General features: G+C 40.1%; 21 protein-coding genes. 9 read left to right on the top strand and 12 right to left on the bottom strand.

The genetic code is table 11. The features are described 5' to 3' along the window. Nucleotides 1-38 precede the first annotated feature (38 nt). The 5 genes from SACI_RS10030 (at nucleotide 39) to SACI_RS11900 (ending at nucleotide 4,375) form a co-directional block, all read left to right on the top strand. Nucleotides 39-320, top strand: a complete 282-nt coding sequence (locus SACI_RS10030; protein WP_011278871.1) for a hypothetical protein — start codon at nucleotides 39-41, stop codon at nucleotides 318-320. Further along, nucleotides 313-1,557, top strand: coding sequence for an HD domain-containing protein (locus SACI_RS10025; RefSeq protein WP_011278870.1), 1,245 nt, complete (start codon nucleotides 313-315; stop codon nucleotides 1,555-1,557). The genes SACI_RS10030 and SACI_RS10025 overlap by 8 nt, the downstream gene beginning before the upstream one ends. Before the next feature lie 164 nt (nucleotides 1,558-1,721). After that, a complete protein-coding gene (locus SACI_RS10020) occupies nucleotides 1,722-2,858 on the top strand; it encodes an MDR family MFS transporter (RefSeq protein WP_011278869.1) in 1,137 nt (378 codons plus the stop codon). A 373-nt stretch (nucleotides 2,859-3,231) separates the two neighbouring features. Then, complete coding sequence (locus SACI_RS10015) at nucleotides 3,232-3,885, top strand: hypothetical protein (protein WP_011278868.1); 654 nt, start codon at nucleotides 3,232-3,234, stop codon at nucleotides 3,883-3,885. 142 nt (nucleotides 3,886-4,027) lie between these two features. After that, nucleotides 4,028-4,375: a hypothetical protein gene (locus SACI_RS11900; protein WP_011278867.1), complete on the top strand. Its 348-nt coding sequence runs from the start codon at nucleotides 4,028-4,030 to the stop codon at nucleotides 4,373-4,375. Here the strand turns inward: SACI_RS11900 and SACI_RS10010 are convergent. The 5 genes from SACI_RS10010 to SACI_RS09990 are packed head-to-tail and all read right to left on the bottom strand — an operon-like array spanning nucleotide 4,329 to nucleotide 7,437. After that, a complete protein-coding gene (locus SACI_RS10010) occupies nucleotides 4,329-5,399 on the bottom strand; it encodes a hypothetical protein (protein WP_011278866.1) in 1,071 nt (356 codons plus the stop codon). The two genes, SACI_RS11900 and SACI_RS10010, sit on opposite strands and share 47 nt — an antisense overlap. Next, the gene (locus tag SACI_RS10005; protein ID WP_048054437.1) at nucleotides 5,396-5,728 is read right to left on the bottom strand and encodes a metal-sulfur cluster assembly factor; all 333 of its coding nucleotides are present in this window, start codon (nucleotides 5,726-5,728) and stop codon (nucleotides 5,396-5,398) included. Before SACI_RS10005 ends, SACI_RS10010 begins: the two co-directional genes overlap by 4 nt. 38 nt (nucleotides 5,729-5,766) lie before the next feature. Beyond that, entirely contained in the window at nucleotides 5,767-6,381 is a 615-nt protein-coding gene (locus tag SACI_RS10000; protein WP_011278864.1) for a DUF2249 domain-containing protein, read from the bottom strand. Between the two features lie 38 nt (nucleotides 6,382-6,419). After that, nucleotides 6,420-6,842, bottom strand: coding sequence for a hemerythrin domain-containing protein (locus SACI_RS09995; protein ID WP_011278863.1), 423 nt, complete (start codon nucleotides 6,840-6,842; stop codon nucleotides 6,420-6,422). Between the two features lie 4 nt (nucleotides 6,843-6,846). Continuing rightward, entirely contained in the window at nucleotides 6,847-7,437 is a 591-nt protein-coding gene (locus SACI_RS09990; RefSeq protein ID WP_011278862.1) for a hypothetical protein, read from the bottom strand. Nucleotides 7,438-7,613: 176 nt separating this feature from the next. Between SACI_RS09990 and SACI_RS09985 the strand changes: the two genes are divergently transcribed. After that, a complete protein-coding gene (locus SACI_RS09985) occupies nucleotides 7,614-8,348 on the top strand; it encodes a hypothetical protein (RefSeq protein WP_011278861.1) in 735 nt (244 codons plus the stop codon). A 217-nt stretch (nucleotides 8,349-8,565) separates the two neighbouring features. On the opposite strand, the gene SACI_RS09980 is transcribed toward SACI_RS09985, so the two are convergent. The 6 genes from SACI_RS09980 to SACI_RS09955 form a co-directional block, all read right to left on the bottom strand. Then, nucleotides 8,566-10,842, bottom strand: a complete 2,277-nt coding sequence (locus SACI_RS09980; RefSeq protein WP_011278860.1) for a xanthine dehydrogenase family protein molybdopterin-binding subunit — start codon at nucleotides 10,840-10,842, stop codon at nucleotides 8,566-8,568. 2 nt (nucleotides 10,843-10,844) lie between these two features. Next, nucleotides 10,845-11,609: an enoyl-CoA hydratase/isomerase family protein gene (locus tag SACI_RS09975; protein WP_011278859.1), complete on the bottom strand. Its 765-nt coding sequence runs from the start codon at nucleotides 11,607-11,609 to the stop codon at nucleotides 10,845-10,847. A gap of 69 nt (nucleotides 11,610-11,678) precedes the next feature. Continuing rightward, nucleotides 11,679-13,364, bottom strand: a complete 1,686-nt coding sequence (locus tag SACI_RS09970) for an acetyl-CoA synthetase (protein WP_011278858.1) — start codon at nucleotides 13,362-13,364, stop codon at nucleotides 11,679-11,681. Nucleotides 13,365-13,529: 165 nt separating this feature from the next. Continuing rightward, a complete protein-coding gene (locus tag SACI_RS09965) occupies nucleotides 13,530-14,189 on the bottom strand; it encodes a helix-turn-helix domain-containing protein (protein ID WP_011278857.1) in 660 nt (219 codons plus the stop codon). Between the two features lie 81 nt (nucleotides 14,190-14,270). Beyond that, a complete protein-coding gene (locus tag SACI_RS09960) occupies nucleotides 14,271-14,783 on the bottom strand; it encodes an aromatic-ring-hydroxylating dioxygenase subunit beta (RefSeq protein WP_011278856.1) in 513 nt (170 codons plus the stop codon). Next, a complete protein-coding gene (locus SACI_RS09955; RefSeq protein ID WP_011278855.1) occupies nucleotides 14,777-16,120 on the bottom strand; it encodes an aromatic ring-hydroxylating dioxygenase subunit alpha in 1,344 nt (447 codons plus the stop codon). The genes SACI_RS09960 and SACI_RS09955 overlap by 7 nt, the downstream gene beginning before the upstream one ends. A 194-nt stretch (nucleotides 16,121-16,314) precedes the next feature. On the opposite strand from SACI_RS09955, the gene SACI_RS09950 reads away from it, so the two are divergent. Together SACI_RS09950 and SACI_RS09945 are read left to right on the top strand one after the other, a co-directional pair. Then, nucleotides 16,315-17,646 (top strand): MFS transporter, encoded by a 1,332-nt coding sequence (locus SACI_RS09950; protein ID WP_011278854.1) that lies wholly within the window; start codon nucleotides 16,315-16,317, stop codon nucleotides 17,644-17,646. Between the two features lie 202 nt (nucleotides 17,647-17,848). Next, complete coding sequence (locus SACI_RS09945; protein ID WP_011278853.1) at nucleotides 17,849-18,883, top strand: NAD(P)-dependent alcohol dehydrogenase; 1,035 nt, start codon at nucleotides 17,849-17,851, stop codon at nucleotides 18,881-18,883. A gap of 38 nt (nucleotides 18,884-18,921) precedes the next feature. Here the strand turns inward: SACI_RS09945 and SACI_RS09940 are convergent, their stop codons facing one another. Continuing rightward, nucleotides 18,922-19,872: a cyclase family protein gene (locus tag SACI_RS09940; RefSeq protein WP_011278852.1), complete on the bottom strand. Its 951-nt coding sequence runs from the start codon at nucleotides 19,870-19,872 to the stop codon at nucleotides 18,922-18,924. Nucleotides 19,873-20,216: 344 nt separating this feature from the next. Between SACI_RS09940 and SACI_RS09935 the strand changes: the two genes are divergently transcribed. After that, nucleotides 20,217-21,635 (top strand): UbiD family decarboxylase, encoded by a 1,419-nt coding sequence (locus SACI_RS09935; RefSeq protein ID WP_015385892.1) that lies wholly within the window; start codon nucleotides 20,217-20,219, stop codon nucleotides 21,633-21,635. Nucleotides 21,636-21,820 lie beyond the last annotated feature (185 nt).

Here is a 21,820-nt window from a genome sequence, read left to right as displayed (position 1 = left end):
TTGAAAACTTCAGGATTTCTCGTCTAATTTATTGCTTTATGAAGAGATATCCAAGAGATGTCGCACATTCATTAGCTTTCTTAGTTGCTATTAGTAAGAGAGAAAGTGACCTGTCGGGATTTGAATTAAATAATGGTTATGTGAAATATGTGGAGTATGTAGAGGATTCCTACGACTGCAAGGGAATTGATTTAGATGTAGACCCTGGGATAGTGAAGAGCACTTCTACAAAGATGTGGAATTATCTTACTGGAAATAAGGTTGAGTTTGACGATAAAGAGAAGGAGCTATTGCGAAAGTTAGGGATAGATAATGGTTAAACTGATTAGGGATCCTATTTATGGTTACATTCGGGTAAATGATGAAGACTTAAGAATAGTTGATTCTCCCTTTTTTCAAAGGTTAAGGTATATAAGACAAAACGGTATGGCATACTTAGTTTTTCCATCAGCAACACATTCAAGATTCGAGCATAGTCTTGGCGTTTATCATGTAGCAGACTTGATGTTTAACAGAATAAAGGATGTTAATGAAGAGACTGTAACACGAGAAAATATAAGGAGACTAGCTCTAGTACACGATATTGGACACCTTCCTTTTTCTCACACTTTTGAATTTGCACTTAAATATATTGAATATATGGATAACGGGATTTATTCTACGTTTAGAAATGAATTCTTTAAAGAGGTGAAAGTTGCTAAACTGCATGAATTGGTGGGAATTCATGTAATTCAGAAATGTATGAATAATGATGATTTGAGTAGATGGATGAAAAGAGTCTACGTCGAGAATTCGGAAGACACAAAAACTATTAAAGCTATACTTAACTCGAGCTTAGATGCAGATAGGTTGGACTACCTGCAACGAGATTCATATTATTTTGGTGTTAAATATGGACAAATTCCTTTAGATAGAATATTAGAGACAGTTGAAATAAGGGGTTCTGACGGTAAATATGTGTTTAACATAAAAGGAAGAGACGATTTAGAGGAATATTTAATGGCAAGATATCACATGTACTCCGCTATTTATAACCATCCTGTTGTTGGTATATTCAACTCAGTTATGGCATACACTATCGCAAAAATGATGATGGACCAGATTATAACTGTTGATAATATAAAGGAATGCGATCAATTTCTAGGTTTCACAGACAACTTCATTATTAGTAAACTTCATGAAATAAGAGATAGAAGCGAAACATACAGTAGATTATATGAAACCCTTTATAAAAGGGTAAAATACAGGAAAAAAGTACTCGAATATGATCAAGCTAATTTTTTCTCCATGGCCATGAATGATAGAGATAGAGAGAGGGAGCTCTACAATTTTATAAAGGATGTGAAGGGTAAAGTACTTGTTTATTCAGCCGACGTCAGTATGCCAACAGATAATATTGTCTTAAGCCTCGGCAATAATGTTTTTATTGATTTAGAGAAGCATGACGATGCTAGCAGATACATAAATATTCCATCATTAAGGAGAAAGGTAATCATAGGTTACTACGATGACAAATCATATCAAAAATTTTCGGAACAATTTCTTCCTAAGCAGTAAAAATAAATGATTATATTTTCATGACGCAGAATTTTACACAACTTTGGTACTAAATTCATTAATAATTAGCACAGTTAAACATGAGAATTCAATACTTTATCAAATCGAATCTCAATTAGTAAATAACACAACTTTATTACATCTTGGCAGTTTCATTATATAAAATGAACAACATAAATAAGTTAGCCCTAATAGGCGGATTTAGGTCATTCAGTGGATCCATTATTTGGCCATATGTTGGGTTTGCCCTTTATAAGGTGTATGGACTGCCCTTATCAGTGGTGTCATTATTCTATCTGGTTCAGGCAGTTGTGAATGTCATAGCCTCCATATCTGGAGGAATCATAACAGACTACTTGGGAAGGAAAAGGAGTATGGCTCTTTCAATTCTATTTTCATCTATTGCATTACTTCTTGCATACGTCCTAAACATGCCTCTCTATGTGATGGTATTTATTTTGTTTCAGAGTTTCTTTAATACAGTATACAACGTTTCGTCCACAGCCATAGTAGGGGATATGTATAAGGGCACTAGCCAACTGATTAAAGCTTACAGCAGACAGAGGGTAGGGATAAATGCTGGATGGGCGTTAGGACCTCTAGTAGGTGGTTACATATTCACATTCTTTAGCTTTAGGACGCTATTACTGATCTCTTCATTACTAGTCTTAATTATTATACCTATAGTTAAAATACTACCTGATTTTAAGGGAGCTGGTAGTATTTTGAACTTTAATCTTAATAAAGAATTTTTAACGTTCCTAATACCAACTTTCCTGACATTTGCGATAGTAGGTCAGTTAGGTTTCTCCATACTCACTTACTACAATACTATACTGCACTTTACTGAATTTGAAGTGGGAATACTGTTTGCCATAAATGGACTGCTTATTGTAGCCTTTCAGGATTTAGCAGGTAGACTGATAGGAAGTAAGGTTAAGCTAATTTCTTTCGGGATGGTAATGTACGGCTTGGCTTATCTAGCCATAGCTTTCATTACTAATTTATATGTTGCAATGTTAGATGTGGTATTCATAACGATTGCTGAAATGATCGTTACCCCAATTTCTCAGGCTCTAGCGAACACTTTAGCCAATAAGGACACAAGAGGTAAGCAAATGGGACTCTACAGTATGGTTACTGGGCTGGGAAGAGTTATCGGGTCCTCTGTATCCAGTGAGTTGATGAACTATTACCTTTATTATCCATTGGGACTGTGGGGCTCAATTTCCCTCTTTGGGTTCTCATCTGCAGTTCTATACTACATAATTCTGAGAAGGCTGAAAAGTATCGTAGTATAGTAATTGAGTTGGATAAGTTTTTACTGTCTAGAGGGTAATATACATTATCGTATAAAAGTATTAGGTTCTGGTTGCCTTTAGCTCAAATGTTTAGCAAGGAATTAGCTTATATTTTAATTATCGTGATTAAGCCCTAAATTAAAGCAAGCAACAAGACTCAAGGGAAAAGTTATCTTACCCATAGTGAATAGGTATAGACCTAAATACTGAGAGTCCACAATTTACGGTTAACATACTCTGCGTCCTTCTCTCAACCTCACTCCAGTTATAATCAAAAATCTCCATTTTAAAATGTTAACATAACATTGAAATACAAGTTTAAAAACAACAAAAAGTTTAAATTTTTATAATACAAATATATAAAGTTAAGAATATGTCCAAACCTAATACAAAATACGTTGACCTCACTAGACTAGATGAGCAAGAGTGTAAGTTTAGAGTCCTTAAGGCGTTTCTAACTTCAAAGCCTATAATCTTAGTGCATGTTAAAGCTGACAACAGAGATCTAGTTGAAATGATAAGAAAGTTGATTGAAATGATAGGGTACTACGGAGAGGAAAGAGATGAAAACGGAAGAGTTGTCTTCAAAGTTGAAAGAAGGAATGAGCAACTCAAGGTTAGTCTTTCCACTGAAGTGGCATTGCCCTATAACGTGAATAAAGTTATTAGTAGGCTCTCAAATGCCTTTATTTTCAAGACCTTTATACCTGAGTTGGAGTCTGTTAACAGGGTAAAGAGAAATTCCTATCTGATCGATTTTAAGTTCTCAGGACTTATAAGTGTGAAAAACGTTCCATATGTAATGAATAGGGTGAAGGGAGCTAACAAATTCCTCATTAAATATATTGGCTTTAAGGGAAGTCTAATGTTAATACTGACCGAGTTTCTAGTGAGTAAGAGGGAATTAGGGAGTATGGTGAGGTTGACAGTGAGGTATAATGGCTCTCTACCCAAGTCCCTTATTGAGAGGAGAATGAGTAAACACCTTCAAATTTTTAGGGAAAACGCTCTAACAATATTTGAGTGAATATTTTCTCTGACTGAACTTAACCTTATAAGCCTTAAATTGCAGACTGTATAACTTTTGATTGAAGGTATTTTAGATCCTGTACCTCACCTTACCTTTTAGCCCTATTTATTATTAGTACAAAAATTTATTTCTCTATTCCATGAATTTCTTAATCATCTCCCTTTCGACAATTATGATAATTGAACATAGTTGGATTGGTACCTTAGCATTACTTAAAAATAAAACAATTAGCAAAAGGTTGGGAGTACCACTAGCATTGTTTGAGATTTTCTATTACACGTATCTAACTGCCGTAATTAGTTTATTACACTCTGATCTCCTCTTCTCTACTTTCACCGTATTCTTCCTGATCACCCATGTGACGGGTGGTTCTTACTATATATTTAAAGGGGAGAGACAGTACGGCTCAGGGTTTTATAATGCATATTCCATTTATGAGTTCACTGAACTCGCTTTTCTACTTGCGGTGTTTTTCTTATTTGCTTGAAGACTTGTCTGAAGGTATTCAGGTAGAACGATAATATCCCTATTCCCTGAAGAGGGGCTGACAACAGTAATAAAGGGGAAGTAAATCCCATATCAAATATGACCCTAGTCAATAAACCTAAGTTGAGGAGTATTATTGGGATATAAGAGGGTTTCACCTTGACGTGAACACCTGTAGCTGAGATGAGCATATCTATTAGAACTACATCGACACCAAAAACTGTGTTGAATAGGAAGCCAACTGCAATACTATGTATGAAGGCATCATAACTAGTGAGAGAGAATATCGAGGACAATAGTAACCAGGTCCAGGCAATGGATAGACTAACTTTTGGATAAACTCTACCCCTTGCCTTTACTAATCCAGATCCGTGGAATGAAAGGAACCATCCTGCAAATATGAGTAGAGATGATGTCCAGTTAGGGTAAACAAGTAAACCCAATAGGAGAAAAGCGTAAGCAAACACTATCTCTTTATCCTTTATCAACCTCCCTCCAAAGACTAAACCTATATCTCTGCTCATTACTGAAAAGATAGTTAGGGTGGGGAAGATCAGGGAAATCCAGGGCAAATCCAGGAATATTTGAAAAGCTGTGACAAAAACTGTTAAGATTAGGGTCACGAATAACAGGTAATTGTAGGTAGTCGGTCTTAACCCCAGTTTAGAGGGACTGAGGTAAATCCTTGAGTGGTATATTAACATTCCTAAGGCAAGGAGGACTAGGTAAAAGCTATAAGGAGTTGAGGACAAGAGCAGTGAAACCAATACAGTTACGGCGAATCCTATAACGTAATAATCTGGTGCCTGCTCACCCTTCCACTCCATGCTTAAAGCCACAAGTATTTCATTACCTATAATGGTTAGGAAGAACCCATAGATCATTATAAACCAGTGGAACTCAAAGAATGTTGTGGGCAAAGGGTAGGGAAATCCTTGCATATCCATAAATGTCAGAACTGCAGGGATACCTCCGAAAAGAAGAATAATAAAGCCTTCAAGGAGAAGTAGCATTCCAACCCTCATTGTTCTTCCCCGTGTTGCATCTTCCACATTTGGACAATATCGTATCCAAATCTCTTTTTGAACGTCTCCTTACCCTCATCAGTCATCATTAATGGTGTCCATCTGGTATCTAGGTCTAGTTCCACATTTATGCTCTTAGCATTTACAGTTTCCTTTATGACCTGCTCTACAGTGTAAGCAATATCCTCAGTAACGGGACAATAAGGGGTGGTTACACCCACCCTTATGTATACATCCCCCTCCTCTGAAATCCTCAGCTCGTATATTAACCCAAGGTTAACGATGTCTATAGGTATTTCTGGGTCATATACATCCTTTAGTCCCTCCATTATCTTCTTTTTCCACTCATCCACATTCACAGTCAATTCTAACCCTCAAATTTACCTTTTCTAAGACCCTCTTCAACTTCCTCATGATCTCTTTCATTTGGTGGAGGAGACACTATATGAAGTATTTCCATTTCAGTCTCAGCTAAGACACCCCTCTTAACTCCTCTAGGCACTATCACTAAATCACCTTCCTTTACATTGTACTTATTATCTCCAGCTACAACCACACCTTTACCTTTTCTTATCAGAAGGATTACATCAATACTCGGTTTATGAACCGGAATGAACTGTCCGGGCTTAAAGTACGCTAGTATTACCGCATAAGTGTTTGTCCTGAAGATCTGGATGGGTGTGAATGACGTTTCTGATAGTTTCTTGTTACTATCGAAGTTCGTGACAATGGCTCTAGCCTCACCCTGAACCTCTTTCTTCTTTAGAAAAGCTATCCACTTACCTTCCTCTTCCTCCTTTGCATGATAAGCATTGATATCGAAATCGTCTCTATGGGATAAAAAGTGAAGTAAATGTACTGGTTCATGGTCGTTAATTATGTACATTCCTTCACCAGGTTTAAGTCTCTCAAACTCTTCCAAGATAAGGCTATGTCTTACAGTGGGTGAATATTTTCTCACATCTAAAACTTTTTGTGCCATGTCAATTAACTCGAACTGAATTATCTAAAACACACACCCTAAAAAGTCAGGGTCTTTCCCCTCATAAACTTTGGCACCCATCCATCAGGAATTTGTTCGTTTATTTCCTCTAGCTTCAATTCATTAAGCCTAGGATAGACGTTAGTCTCCTCTATGGCATTATGGACCTTAAGAAGTGACGATAGCATCTTAAGTGAGTTAATATCGTAAGATTCCTCAATTTGAGCCATCAGATTCCACATTGCAACATGTTGGTTCATTAACTCAATAACCATAGGATCGCTGAGATCTAGCTTTGGAAAGAGTATTTCTTCCTCTAAATAAATGTGGTATTTTAAATTTCTACAGAAAATGCTAAACTTTCTTCTCATTTCGTCACCGTTAGAGAGTTCTCTGAGTTCATCTAAAAGTCTATCTTCCTCTACGTGGTCATTTATCAACTTTTGGACTACTCCATTCATCTCCCTACACCTCTGCTACCCATAGTTCATTTCCTATCTTAGCCTTAAGTCTTAACTTGAAAATTTTCTCTGGAGGAAATCTCGTAATCACGACAAGTTTATTCATGGTGGGAGTTACCTGTAAAATGTCAAGGATTGGGAACTTGGTCGTAATGTCGTTATAAAGTTCTTCCACACTCTTTACATAGTGTTTATGTACCTCTTCTCCTATATCCTTTTCAACTTCTTCCATGACCTCCTCAAAATCACCATTTACGTTACTTAACCATTTGTTTTCTTCCTCAACAACGTGATTTATCATTACTATTGAGAATTCCCCTATTCTGTCTGTATCGGTAAATGCTCTGAGGGCGATCTTCCTTATCTCAGCGTGATCCCTTACAGTATCATCGAAGTTGACGAGTGATGATATCTTCTCCTCTTTCTTATTGTGGCAGTTTATCACAAAGTTTTCATAGAAGTCCTGATAAAAATCCAATATGAAGTCTAAGTACTTTTGGTCTTTGTACAAAAGACTAAGGGCATAAGAGTACAAAAGGGACTTAGTAGCCTTTAATATTATTGAATGTTCCTCCCTTATTTCCTCTTTCCACATGACTTTATGTTAGTGTTGAATTGTATATATTAAGAAACCCTAAATTTTAAGGTGAAGTTTTGGATTCTTCAGTCTCTAATGCCAGATTGTGATAGTGAGCTTTTAATGTGTTTTAGCTGTCATTCCCTTAACATTTAGGTTACATGTTTTTACCCTTATAGATTTATCAAGTCGCTATGAGTTCTCATAGGAAGGTCAGGAACCACGCCCTTTATGTAGTTGGGATTATGTCTTATGTGGTCTCATTAATCCCTTTTTATAATTTAAATTTCTTTAGGACGATAATCTTGATACCTATACTAGCTTATACATTACCTATCCTAGAGCGTTTACAACCTAAAGTTATGGTACTTAAGCTCAGTAAAATGGATTATATTTTAATTGTCTTAGCATCAATACCCTATCTCTTCATAAAACAGTCAATTCTCCTTCTTCTCCCCATTTCACTGATATTGTTGACATTTGCGTTATATTATTTTAAGAACACGATGTGGGGGAATGTCTTAGGTACCACATTTTTATCGTCACTGTCCATAGTTTGGAACATATTTGTCTACAACTCCTTCTTACTTCCATCATTATATTGGATACTGTACATTTTAGTTGGGGCACTTTATGTGGAGTACAAGATACCTTTTAGAAGGTTAAGTAAAGGAGTTGTTCAAGAAGCATGGGTAATTTCAGTCATCGTATTTGTTTTCCTAAGCTTATATGTCTTTAAGGTTCCGCTATTGCTACTGTCACTGATAGAACCGTCTTTACGTTTCTTAAGACCAGGACAAAAATTAGGTTCCATGAAGGATTTAGCTAGGTTAGGCAAGAGAGGAGTAAAGCGAGACGCTCTCTTCATTGCATTACTGTCTATCGTGTCAATAATATGGGCTTATCGAATCTCTCTAATAAACATCTGACCTGGAAATATAGTATACATGCATAAGAAAAACGAGTATGTCGTTAGCTCAATAACATTTAAAAATCACTCTTGTAAATGCAACTATTTCTTTCTTTAAGGGTGTAGATTAAAGAAGGAATTGCACAACTAAAGCGTCCTAAATTATTTTTCTAACAACAGTAATCTAGATCACTCACTAAGGGTACGTCATTCTCCATTAACCAAGACTCAGGAGATTATTTCGAACTAATGATTTCTTTCAGAGCTGGAATACTGTTGATCTTAATTACCTTCCTCAGTGCGTTTATTATTGCAGGTGGCATACTTATTATTCCTCCTTCTCCCAATCCAGCTACATGATTGGGATCACTCGTAATGTGCTGAACCTCTATGTTAGGTGACTCCATGGCTGTCAATACAAGATAGTCACTGAAGTTCTGGGATAAAGGAATGCCATCCTCATTATACTCAAGTGAAGAGAAAAGTGAGACCTCGACACCTTGAAATGATGCCCCTACTATTTGTCCCTCCGCCATCTTCTCATTAAGTATCTTTCCCGCGTCATGTATAACATATGCCCTTCTAATAAATGGCATTTCCGTCTCTCCAATTTCAACCTCCACCACTTGACCCATACAGCCGTAAGATATTGAAGAGTTTATTTTGCCCTCTTTAAGGTTATCAGCATAAGGTGATTGGAAGTGACCTACAGCGACTAACCCTTGTTCAGTATTTCTAAGTTTCACGGGGTCCCAGTGGAATATCCCCACCAGTTGCCTTAAGGATACCGATTTATCCTCAGTTACCGTGGTGACTTTTCCCTCCTTTATCTTTAGAGAGCTCTTCTGCACTCCTAAGAGCTCAGACGCAGCTAGCAACAGCTTGTCCTCTAAACTGTCCAGAGCCCTATTTAAGGCTTCCATGACTATGGGCGCAAATCTGCTGGAATATGTCCCAGAGGAGACAGCCCAAGGTCTCTCTGTGTCTGTCCTATATATCACGTCTACATCCTGAGGTTTTACGCCTAGTCTCCTTGATACTTGTTCCGATACTACAGTCTCATGACCTTGACCTTCATTACTCCCGTTCACAAAGACCTTGACTTTCCCATAAAGGTCAATATAGACCATCACAATATCTTGTGCTGAGGACTTAGGTAAGAAGTCCGATGACTCTCTAGCCAAATCCAGGTAACCAATATTTGTCCCAGAGGGCTCAATTATCAGGGAGACTCCTACCCCAATCCTCTTACCTTTTGCCCTCTCCATCTCTACATCAGTATTTAATTTGTCGTATAACTCCTTCATCCTCCTCAACACCTTATAACAGCTGAACGACCTATACTTACCACCAGAAGCTGTCTCATAGTACTCGTCCTTTATAACGTTCTTCATCCTTACGTCTATGGGATCCATTTTTATCTCATCTGCGAAAATATCAATTGTTGTCTCAATAGCTGTATACAAGTGGGGGGCACCGTAGCCTCTATTCAGACCGGTAGGAATAGTGTTAGTTAAAACTGCCATGTAGTTCACCTTCATGGACTTGATGTCATAAGCGCCTGTCAGGTTGCCGTGGTTCCTCAACAGGTTTCCTGGCTCTGGAGGTCTTGGATAGGCACCCAAGTTATCAATGGCTTTGATCTCAATTGCGTTTATTTTCCCACTCCTATTACCGTAAACCTTTACCACGGATTCCCTTTCAGCTCCTGCAGAGCTAGCAATAACGTGCTCTGTCCTCGTCTCCCTCCACAGCAATGGTCTCCATATTACACGGCTAGCTGATGCAATTAACGCCATGTAAGGGTAAATTGCGCTCTTTATACCGAAAGAACCTCCAATATCTCTTGGTCCTTTCAGTAGAACATCAGCTTTTAACGCCTTTGTAAGTAAATAGTGAATTGAGTACGGTCCTTGAAAGTTGGAGTATATCTCATATTTATCACCGTCGTATCTTGCAAACACCTCATAGGTCTCTAGTGGTGAACAACTGTATCTAGGGAACTTTACCCTATTTTCAACAACTACCTCTGACTTCTCTGATTCGTACTCGAAGTCACCATAAGTGAAAGTTTTATTCAACACTATATTTGATTTCACCTGAGGATGGATTGGTTCGCTTTTTAGTGAATCCTCTATGGTAACTACAGGTTTAATAGGCTCATAGTCCACCTGAATGAGCTCTTTGGCGTCCTCAGCCTCATATTGGTCCTTGGCTATTACTAGTGCTACCGGTTCACCGTAATATACAGCCTTATCCCTGGCAATGGGATAGTATTCTACCTTTGTATCCAGAGAAAGGGGAAATGGGCTTAAAAAGTTCATGAGGTCTCTAAACGTGATGACTTTAACCCCTGCTTTAGAAGCGTCACTGTAGTCTATTCTCTTTATAAGCGCATGGGCATAAGGAGATCTCAGTATTGAAACGTGTAAATGATTCTTGTACTCTTTTATTATCATATCATCGATGTAACTTCCTTCTCCCTTGACAAACCTCAGCCCTTCTTTAAACATGGCTATTTACCGTCAAACTTTGGCTTCCTCTTATTCAGGAACGCCTCTACCCCTTCTTTGAAATCTCCACTGTACTTCAACAATCCGAAGGTTTTTCTCTCGATATCATACCCAACATACATTGGTGAGTCAGCTATCTCGTGTAACACTTTCTTCAGTGCCTTTAAGGCTAGAGGTGAAAGACCGGCTAATTCCTTAGCAACTTCATACGTCCTTTCGTCTAACTTCTCTGCATCTACTATCTCGTGGACTATACCCCACTGATAGGCTAACTGAGAATCGATCCTCTTCCCTAACATGAGCATATACGTAGCCCTAGAGAGCCCTAGTACTTTAACCAGTCTTGTTATTCCCCCACTTGCAGGCACCATGCCCAGTCTTATCTCTGGTAGTCCGAACTCACTTCTTGGTGTTGCAATCCTTATATCACATGATAATGCCAGTTCTAAACCAGCACCAAATGTATAGCCATCAATAGAGGCTATTACAGGCTTAGTTATCCTCTCTGAGCTTGAAAGGTCTTCCCCCCAGTCAATTAGAGTTTCTGGAGTGAGGGAGAGGAACTCGCTAACGTCACCACCAGAACTGAAAGCCTTTCCTCCCAGCCCTCTCACAATAATTACTCTCACGTCTGGTGACTTCTCTAGCTCTAGTATTCTCTCTCCTATCTCTCTCCTCATACTCACAGTTATGGCGTTCATTTTCTCCTGTCTATCAATTAGTACCTTACCTATCCTATTCTCTTTATCCAACTCCACCTTAATCATTTATTTCACCACCAAATATTTTTGTTATAGATTTAAATTTTTATCCTTAATCTCATTAATTTATTACAATCATTCCTTCTTTACCGTCTCTGGGTTCTCAAGTGTACTTACATCTCCCAGTTGTGAACCACTCTCGATTGCCCTCAAAACCCTCCTCATGGTCTTACCACTCAGAGTATGTGGCAACTCTTTCACAATCTCCACCTCCCTAGGAACAACGTGGGCTCCTAGCTTTACTCTCACGTGGTTGATTATCTCGTTCTTCAACTCATCTGACGGGGAATAGTCCTTCTTAAGCACGATATATGCCTTTATTCTGAATCCCCTTATTGGGTCCTCAACTCCTATGACAGCTGACTCTGCGACTGCTGGGTGTGTCATTATAACGCTTTCAATTTCAACTGGACTGATCCTGTACCCTGAAACCTTTATTATGTCGTCAGCCCTTCCAAGGTACCAGAAGTAGCCGTCTTCGTCTATATAGCCCATATCACCAGTCAAGTAATACCCGTTCTTGAAACTGTTTTTCCACCTCTCCTCATCGTTCCATATACCTTTAGCCATAGCCGGAAAGTCAGGATCTAATGCCAGTATTCCCTTGGTGTTAGGCGGTAGGGGATTACCATTTTCGTCCACTACAAGTGCCTTTACACCTGGAAGCGGTTTACCCATTGACCCTATCTTAATGGGCATCGAAACGTAGTTTGCAATGACGTAAGTTGCAGTTTCAGTCTGACCATATCCGTCATGAATTGGTACCCCAAAGACCTCCATACTCCACCTTATTATGTCAGGGTCAACATACTCCCCTCCTGCGTGTATGAATCTGATTGAAGAGAGATCGAATTTTCTGGCGAGCTCAACACCCTCCTTTTTCAGTAGTCTAATCGCGGTCGGTGCAGTGGACATTAGAGTGACCTTCACCCTCTCTATGTTAGAGTACCAGGACTCTGCGTCAAATTTTCCCTCGTAAGACACTATTGGAATGCTGTTTAGCCATGCTGTCCACACCCCTGCAAACCCGGCGACCCATGCAGGATCTCCTGTGTGCCAAAACTTATCCTGTGCATGCATGTCAAAGTGGTATTTACCAGAGAAGTAATAGAAGGTCATGATGTCCTGTGAGTGCCATATTCCCTTTGGTCTCCCAGTTGTCCCTGAAGTGTACAATATCAACGTGGGATCATTTATTGACCTCTCAACATACGACGTGTTATGCACATTCTGTTCGTTCACTATCCCCTCCTCTGACGTTTTTAAGATCTTTATCCCTGAGATGTTCCTAAACTTATCAGCAAGTGATTCATGTACAATTGCCACCTTAGAGCCACTGTTCTCAACCCTATACCTAATTGCCTCCTCACCGAACGTGGAATATATGGGGACTATGACTGCCCCAATCATGCCAATAGCCAAGAGGGAAAAATATAGCGATGGTACTCTTTTGGACATTACAACCACCCTGTCCCCAGGTTTTACACCTGAGTCCTTCAAGACAGCCCCAAAACTTGAAGCTTTCACTTCAAGGTCATGGAATGTATAACTCTTGATATCTCCCTTCTCACTGATCCATATCAACCCACTCTTGTCTTTACCATCAGCATTTAGATCCATAACAAGCTTTGAGACATTTCCCTTTCCCACAAAGTTCAGCGTCTTTCTAGCGTTATCCCAGTTAAAATTCCTGTATATTTCGTCGTAATTTGTAAGATTTGGTTCCACTACTATCTTCTTGTCCCTTATTACTTCAACCATAATCCTTTCACATATTAAATATGGGGTTAAAGCATTTTTAAATATATTTATTAATTCATTATTTTCATCTTTAGTACATTAACGTGGGGTGTGGAAGGGAGTTAACTTCAAGACATTTCTCCTTCTTGTCAAGGGAAAAGTGTTCAAAAACCCGTGTAGCTGAATCTAAGGTTCAGACAACATGTTCTTTCCCAGCTTTTTAATGAAATTACTTACAATCTTTCTCTCTGCGTTCCTGAGGTGAAAGACGAAAGTGGGCTCTGAAATACCCAGGATCTCCGATAACTCCTTTGACTTTATCTTCCTGGGGTAGTCGAAGTAACCTAAATCTAGGGCTGTTGTCAACACTTTTAATTCTCTACTGGTGAGGTTTTCTGTGGGTATGTCGTCCTCAATGTTCACCTTGACTATTTCGGCAAACTCCTGGAACTCCTTAATGAGCCTGTTGACCTTATACTCATAAACCAGGAGGTTCCATATCTCTTTGCCATCATACTTCAGTGTACTTATGAGTATTCCATTGTTCCTGTTTATGATAGAGTAAATGGAGTTGTCATAATCTCTGACTAGGTCTACGTAAAACCTGTTTCTCCATTTATATATGTTGAAAATATCCTTTACCTTGCCCCTGGACTTCAGATTCATTATGTCCCTATATCCCTTCTCAGACATCAGCAGGGAGACCTTTAGAATATTCCTCTCAGGGTAGGGTGTCAAATTCAGTATGTTAGCGATCTCAGGTACCTCATAATACCTGCTCCAACAGTTCTCGTGTATAAGACTAAGTCTAAGGAACTTCAGGGGGTATTTTGTGAATGTCGCCATGATTAATTATATTTTTAACTAGTAATTAAACCTTTGTACATTAATTCAAAATTTCTTCCCGTGAAAAACGTAAACACCATGTCATATTGGAAAATACAGGTTGTAAGTTAAAAGAGATGGTGAATCTAACACAACAACCCTCTTCCTTAGCCTTATTTCACCACTTAGGGATAGTAAGTCCTCTCTTTCTCCTGTGATCACACTCTGGCTCCCTTCATTCATTTCTATCCTAAATAAGGCTATATTACTCCTCACCCTCACAGTGTTGTTTAAAGCCTCCTTAACCCTTACGTTTCCCACTATCCTCCTAAATCTGCTGAGGGAATCCTGAAGAGCCCACCCTGATGGGTGATATAGACGCTTAACCATCTCACTCAGTTTCTGCTTATTAGCCTTCATGAGGAAGGAGTCTTCCGTATACTTAAGTTTAGCTCCCTTTTCAGGCTGGACATAAGTTATAAGGTACTCAAAATCATCTCCAAGCATCTCTAACCATTCCCTATACATCTCGTTGTCCAAAATTTCAGCCTCGTGGTAGAGGAATTCGCATAAGTTTATGTAAACCTGTGGATCCACCATGGCAACGTTCACCATTTTACCTCATACCCCATTTCCATTAACCACCTTTTCCAAAAGGTCCTTGGACCATCTTCGTGGAATTGAGTTGGTCTGACTAAACCTGGACCACGCCAGTCCCTTAGAACTGGTAGATCTGAGACAGAATCTAACCCGCCTATAATTAGCTGGCTTATTCTCCTTGCCAAATTCCCTGAGGCTGACTTAGATATCCTCCTCCATATGGCAGTGTCATCCATTTCTGCAACTCCAGATGGACCAAAGTGGCTCGTTGTGACTTCATATACTCTCTTTGCTATTTCATCTGGTAGCACTCTCGGTACTACCACCCATGTCCACACTTCAGTCTTACCAGGACCTATAGGTTGCCATAACCTAATGAGGCTAACGGGAGAATTAGGTTTACCAGACTTGTCGGTCTGATCTGCAGCAGTGAAGAAACTCAAGTTAGGGAATATGGTACCGACCCAATGAGACACCCTCTGAAATACCTTATATTGTTCCTCTGACACACCTTCTGGTTTCGAATGCTCCCTGAAGTGATCTCCATAAAAGCCAAAGAAACCTGGTATACTTTCTTCAGGTGGGAATCGCATTCCGAATGCCCCAACTGGTCTTCCTAAACTGTCATTCAGATAACAGGCAGTTATTTCACTTAGACCTGGAGTCACATACCCGAACCTGGAAATGGGGCTAGCGTATCCCAACTCCACAACAGACCTGTGTGTGGTAATCGTATGTAGCCTGTCCTCTGCGAAATTAGACGCCCCTGACTTCCAGTCAAAGTCTGCAATGAACTTGATTGGCTTTCCTACAATTTTCATACCTCCGCTTGCCTTAAAGAAGATGTCCAGATACCACTTTGTTTCACCCAGGTAATCTGATAAGGACTGAGTTGAAGATCCTAAATTCCCAAAAATGAGGTTCTCGTACGTGTCTATCTTGATCTCATACAGGGAGACATCGCTGAGTTTAAACCTCTTATAAGCTATATCCTTTACGGGGACACCTACAAGCCTCCCCATATTATTATACGTCCATCCATGATAGGGACAGGTAAATGTACTAGCCCTTCCATACTCAGCTTCACATAACTCGGTTCCCATATGCCTACAGGCGTTGAAAAAGGCTCTTATCCTACCGTCCTCTCCCCTTACTACGATTACCGAGTTTAAGCCTATTCTCCTCACCACAAAGTCTCCAGGGTTTAAAACTTCATCCACAAAACCCAAGAAGATCCAGTTGTTTGAAAATATCCTCTCTATTTCCTCGTTAAATATGCCCTGGTCATTCATTGCCTTCAATGGTATGCCTAAGTCAAGGTCAGCGTTTAACATGAAATTTTCAGACTCCATGTTTATTATATATAATATTAAAACTTTACTGTCAAAATTTACTAATGAAGTCTAAAAAGTTAATGAATTCAGTGCGTTATTAGCGTCTTGTCTGATAATTAAATTGATATAAACCAGTTATAACCTGTGTAATATCTCTATTAACTTTGAGATAAGGCTTATAATTTACCCCATTAATGGGTTTCCAGATTAATATGAAAAAAGAAGAAAAATTTACTTCAAATCATTTTAAATGGACTTTAGCAACCTTTTTCACCTGGACATTCGACTTATATGACCTGTTCACTATCCTACTTGTTGCACCTTATATCTCTTCCCTGTTTTTCCCTTCAAGTATCACTTTCTTGTCTATAGCGGCAACATATGCGGGGTTTGCCACCTCATTGATCATGAGACCTGTAGGTGCTACAGTCTTTGGGTCTAGGGTATCGGACAAGGTAGGTAGAAAGAGGGCTATTTTTTACGGTCTAATAGGTCTTGTGATAACTTCCACATTACAGGGCGCATTACCGACTTATCAAGTAGTAGGAGTGATAGCACCAATATTACTGTTAGCAGTGAGACTGATTCAAGGGGTGTTCATAGGAGGCATAACTGCAGGTAGTCATGTGATAGGACCTGAGTCTGTCCCAGAGAGGTATAGAGGGATTGTAGGTGGACTAGGGTTTTCAGCTGCTGGAGTGGCATACCTCATAGCAGCTGGCTGGTTTTTCCTGACAACCATACTCTACCCTGGAAGTTCCTATCTGGTATGGGGATGGAGAGTGATGTTCTTTGGCGGGCTACTGAGCTTAGCTGTACTTGGATTTGTAAACTATTTAGTCCCTGAGTCTGAGGTTTGGACTAAAATTAAAAAGAGAGGGTCAGTGGTGAAGTCTCCCCTCAAGGAGATATTTTCGAAATACAGGTATCAGTTAGGCGTTGCACTGCTACTTTCAATTGGCTGGGGTGCAAGTTTTTACGTTACTGATGGTATACTACCTACGTTTTTAAGTAGTGTCAATAAATTAGCCAAGACTGAAATAGCAATAGTAATGATAATAGGGTCAATTGGGATGTCGATAGGACCATTAATAGGAGGGGAGATATCCCAGATAATAGGGAGGAAGATAACGTCATTAATAGGTGCAATTATTGTACTAGCAGTAGTTGGACCTCTCTTTCTCTCCCTGGGTTCACTAAAATCCGGTGACCTTAATCAGATAATTCTTCACTCTTTTGCAATCCTGTTCTTAGTCGATATAGGAGGAGGGATGCTAATGACTTACCTAAATGAGATATATCCAGCTAGCGTGAGGGGAACAGGGGTTGGCTTCACGTGGAATACTGGGTTTGCAATAGGAGGGACAATCCCAACCATAATCAGCCTAGCAGTAGCTTCAGCAGGTCTCTCTGCTTTTCCCTCTATAATGTTCTACACCTTAATAGTGGTCTCTGTAATAATATTAGTGGGTACAGTACTCACGAAGGAGACTAAGGGTACCATATCAAAGGAGGAGTATGAGATTCAGAAGGAGACTTTATAGGGTGTGGGAAATAAGATCAGAAAGCATGAAAATCGTTGTGGAGAAGGAAAGTTATGGCATTTTTCTCGAATTCAGACCTAGTCTGAGGTCGGATTATACATGAGTGTAGAGAGAGCAGAGGAGGGTGTAGTTATATGAAACATGTTCTACGTTATTTATATATGTGTGTATACAGACACACTAATAGTGAGATGACCACTAAATGAAAGCAATGCTATTACATAAATTCGGTGAGCCCTTACGCTTGGAAGATATGGATGTCCCTAAAGTCGGTGTAGGACAAGTGTTAGTGAAGGTGGACTACGCCGGTGTGTGCCACACTGACCTATCTGTAAGGTCAGGTGCGATATTTAACAGAATAAGCTCAAGTAAACCCACTCTACCATTAGTTATTGGTCATGAGATCGCAGGAGAGGTAGTAGAACTAGGAGGCAACGTAGAGGGCTTCAAGAAAAGTGATAAAGTACTTATAGATCCATGGATAGGTGATGGGTCCTGTCATTATTGCAAAATAGGTGAAGACCAATACTGCGATAATCCTAAGTGGTTAGGGATAAACGTTAACGGGGGCTATGGTGAATACGTGTTAGTCCCAGACTACAGGTATATGTTTAAGCTCAGAAACCTGTCAACTTCAACAGCCTCACCTTTAGCCTGTTCAGGTGTTACAGCGTATAGGGCTTTAAGGTTAGCTAATTTAGATCCCTCAAAGAGTGTGATGATCATAGGAGCAGGGGGAGGTCTAGGGAGCATTGCGGTACAAATAGCCAAGGCTATTCACGGAAGCTTTATAATAGGAGTGGATGTAAGTGAAGAGGGTCTAAAGTTAGCCACGAATTTGGGGGCAGACTACGTCACCAGCAAGGTGGACGAGGAGGAGGTGAGAAAGATAACTACTGGCAGGGGAGTAGATGCAATAATAGACTTCGTGGGCTCAGAGTTTACCACGAGTAACTACTACACTTTATTGGCTAAGTTAGGGAGATACGTGAAAGTTGGAACCTATGGCGGTGGACTTCCTCATGATGCCGGTCTGAGACTTCACTCCATGGGTTGGCAATTCATAGGGACTCTTACAGGTAACAGGAAAGATTTCTTGGAGGTACTGGAATTAGCAGAGAACGGTAAGATAAAGCCCATGATAACAAAGGTCTTAAGCCTGGAGGAGGCTAACGACGCCTTAGACAACCTTGAAAAGGGAAAAGTCAGTGGTCGGCAGGTACTTAAGGTCACCTAGTAAGAGGATGAAAGCCTCTACGGCATTCAATTGTAGGATCACTTGATCACTATGGGGTTTATTGGAGATCCAGTTCCGCCTATGACCTTAAGAGGGGAGGCTATGAAGAAGAAATCATACTGACCGTCTTCAGCACAATCCTTAGCCAACTCCTCTAGCCATAGCATCTCCATTATAGGTAGCCCCAAGTAGTTGAGGAAGAATATGTGCAAGGGAAGCATTATCCCCAGTGTGGAGGAGTATGTCTGCTCTGAGGCTATTGTGTCACTACCATAAGCTATGAACTCGTTTTCATAAAACCACTTCACCAGCTCACGCTCATAGGTAATTCCTGGCTCACTGAAGTCCTTGTAAAACTCATTTGGACCCTTCTCATAGAAAGTCTTCAGGAAACCCGTCCTTACCAGGATTATATCATGCTTGTTAATCTTTACGCCCTCCTCCTTAGCAGTGTCCAGTAAGTCAGAGAAAGATATCATTTCACCCTTATCTAAACTCCCTTTACCCTTATGTCTAGCTACGTCAAGTAAAACACCCCTACCTAAAATACCCCTCTCAGCTAACTTACTTACGTCGTCCTTGGCTAGACCACCGATAGTCGTCCTGGAGTCAAAGCCGTTGTATAACGTGTTGTCCTTCCAGTAATGACCCAATGCGTCAACCTGTGTACTGCCCTGTAAGTGCATTATGACAATATCATCTGCAGACTTTCCTCCCCCTGGTCTTGGTTCAGCCTTTCCTGAAATATAGGTTCCTTCGTCCTTTGTCATCAAGTGTACTGTGGGTCTTCTACCTATCCAGACTGGATCTCCCTCCTTTCTATTGATCCATAAGCCTAAAGTGAAAGTCTTCCCAGTCCTCGCAGTCATCAGTGATCTCAGTATGTGGTCTCTTGTGACGAAATTGAGAGTCCCGATCTCATCGTCTTTTCCCCACCTTCCCCAGTTCTTAGGGGCTCTCCTTAACTCTTCTTCAAAGTTATATATCATGACTTAATAAGTATAAAGAGCATTTAAAAAATTATTTAACTAAAAAACCTGATATTTAAACGTCATTTCCTACACATCCCTCGACATGGACAACAGGAGAAGTGATATTTCTCACCCACATTATTTTCTCATGAAGACTGCTCCTTTAAGGTGAAGTCGGTGAGAGACTAAGTCTTTTACCATAACAGTACGGTAATAGGCTCCGTGTTAAAGCCTTGTATTCACAGTTTGTCCATGTAACTAAACGTAAAGTTCTACCTGGACTTTACCGCTTTACATTAACTGTGAACCACACTAAGGGCACATGATTGTTTAAAAATTCAAAGTCATACTATATATACACAATGAATATACGAGATTTTATCGAGAGAGTGAGGGAACTAGGTCTCCTCAGAGAAGTCAAAGGTGCAAGTTGGGACTTAGAGATAGGAGCCATTACAGACCTAAACGCTAAGAGGAGGAAATTCACCCTACTCTTTGACGAAATTAAGGACTACCCTAAGGGTTACAGGGTTCTGACAGGTGCATTATTGGACTACAGGAGGGTGAGCTTAGCCCTGAATCTTCCTGCAAATAGTGATATAGAGCTGGTCAAGAAGTTGAGGGAGAGGCTGGCTTATGCTTCAAAGGAGTATGCGAACTACTCCCCCAGAGAGGTGAGCGACTCTCCCCTGTTAGAGAACGTTGACGTTGGCGAAAAGGTTGACCTATTCAAATTCCCTTCCCCTAAATGGCATGAGCATGACGGTGGAAGATATATAGGCACAGCTGATGCTGTTGTGACAAAGGACCCTGAGTCAGAGTGGGTAAATGTTGGGGCTTACAGAGTTATGTTAGTGGATAAGAACAGATTAGCAATTTTCATAGACTCTCCTCACCACGGTAGGATACACATGGAGAAATACCTTAGACAGGGTAAGAAGTGTCCCATAGTTATCTCTTTCTCTCCACCTCTTGACCTCTTCATCTTCTCGGGAATGGAAGTGCCCCAGGGTGTCTCTGAGTACAATTTCTCAGGAGCTGTGACGGGAAAGAGGGTTGACGTCTTGAGAGGAGAGGATACAGGGTTACCTATCCCTGCTGAGAGCGAGATCGCAATTGAGGGGTACATTACGGGAGAGTTAACTGATGAGGGACCCTTTGGAGAGTTCATGGGATATTATGCAGGGGGAAGGATGAAGAACCCAGTCATTGAGGTAAAGAGGGTTTATTACAGGAACGACCCAATACTCCTTGGTACTACTCCAGGTATTCCACCCTATGATTACTCTTACTTCAGGTGTCCGATAAGATCTGCAATGATCTGGGATATGTTAGAGAGAATTGGGATAAGGGATGTAAAGGGAGTTTGGGCACATGAGGTGGGATTCTCCAGGGCTCTGGTGGTTGTGGCAATAAAACAGGCGTTTGCTGGTCACCAGACCATGTTGGGGCATATACTAGCTATAAGCCCACTGACTTCCTACGGGGGGAGGTATGTAATAGTGGTGGATGAAGACATAGACCCCTCAGATTTAAATCAGGTGGTTTGGGCTCTGTGCACTAGGACTGATCCAGCCAACTCAATCGAGGTTGTAAAGAATGTACCAAGTACACCTCTGGACCCAATGGCTGAGAGAAAAGAGAATGTAAAAGAGTACGTCTCCTCTAGGGCAATAATTTATGCGACTAAGCCTTTCAACAAAAGCTTTCCTCTAGAGATTAAGGTGAGTGAAGACCTGGTAAAGAAGATAAAAGAGAACTGGAGTGAGATTTTTCAATGAAGTTGGACTATGCTTTGTGGAAAGTTTTAGAGGTCAGTTATTTGATTTCGCATTATCATTCTGAAAAGTATAATTTTCGTGTTAGTGAGTAGAATCTGCGGAAAAATCAATGTCTTGTTACACAAAGACGAATTTAAACCGAACAGTATGTGTCTTAAGATAGAACCTCTTTTTCATTAATTATA

The sequence above is a fragment of the Sulfolobus acidocaldarius DSM 639 genome (assembly GCF_000012285.1).
GTDB lineage: Archaea > Thermoproteota > Thermoprotei_A > Sulfolobales > Sulfolobaceae > Sulfolobus > Sulfolobus acidocaldarius.
Note: the sequence above shows the minus strand (reverse complement) of the source record. Positions and strands in the feature narration are given on the sequence as shown.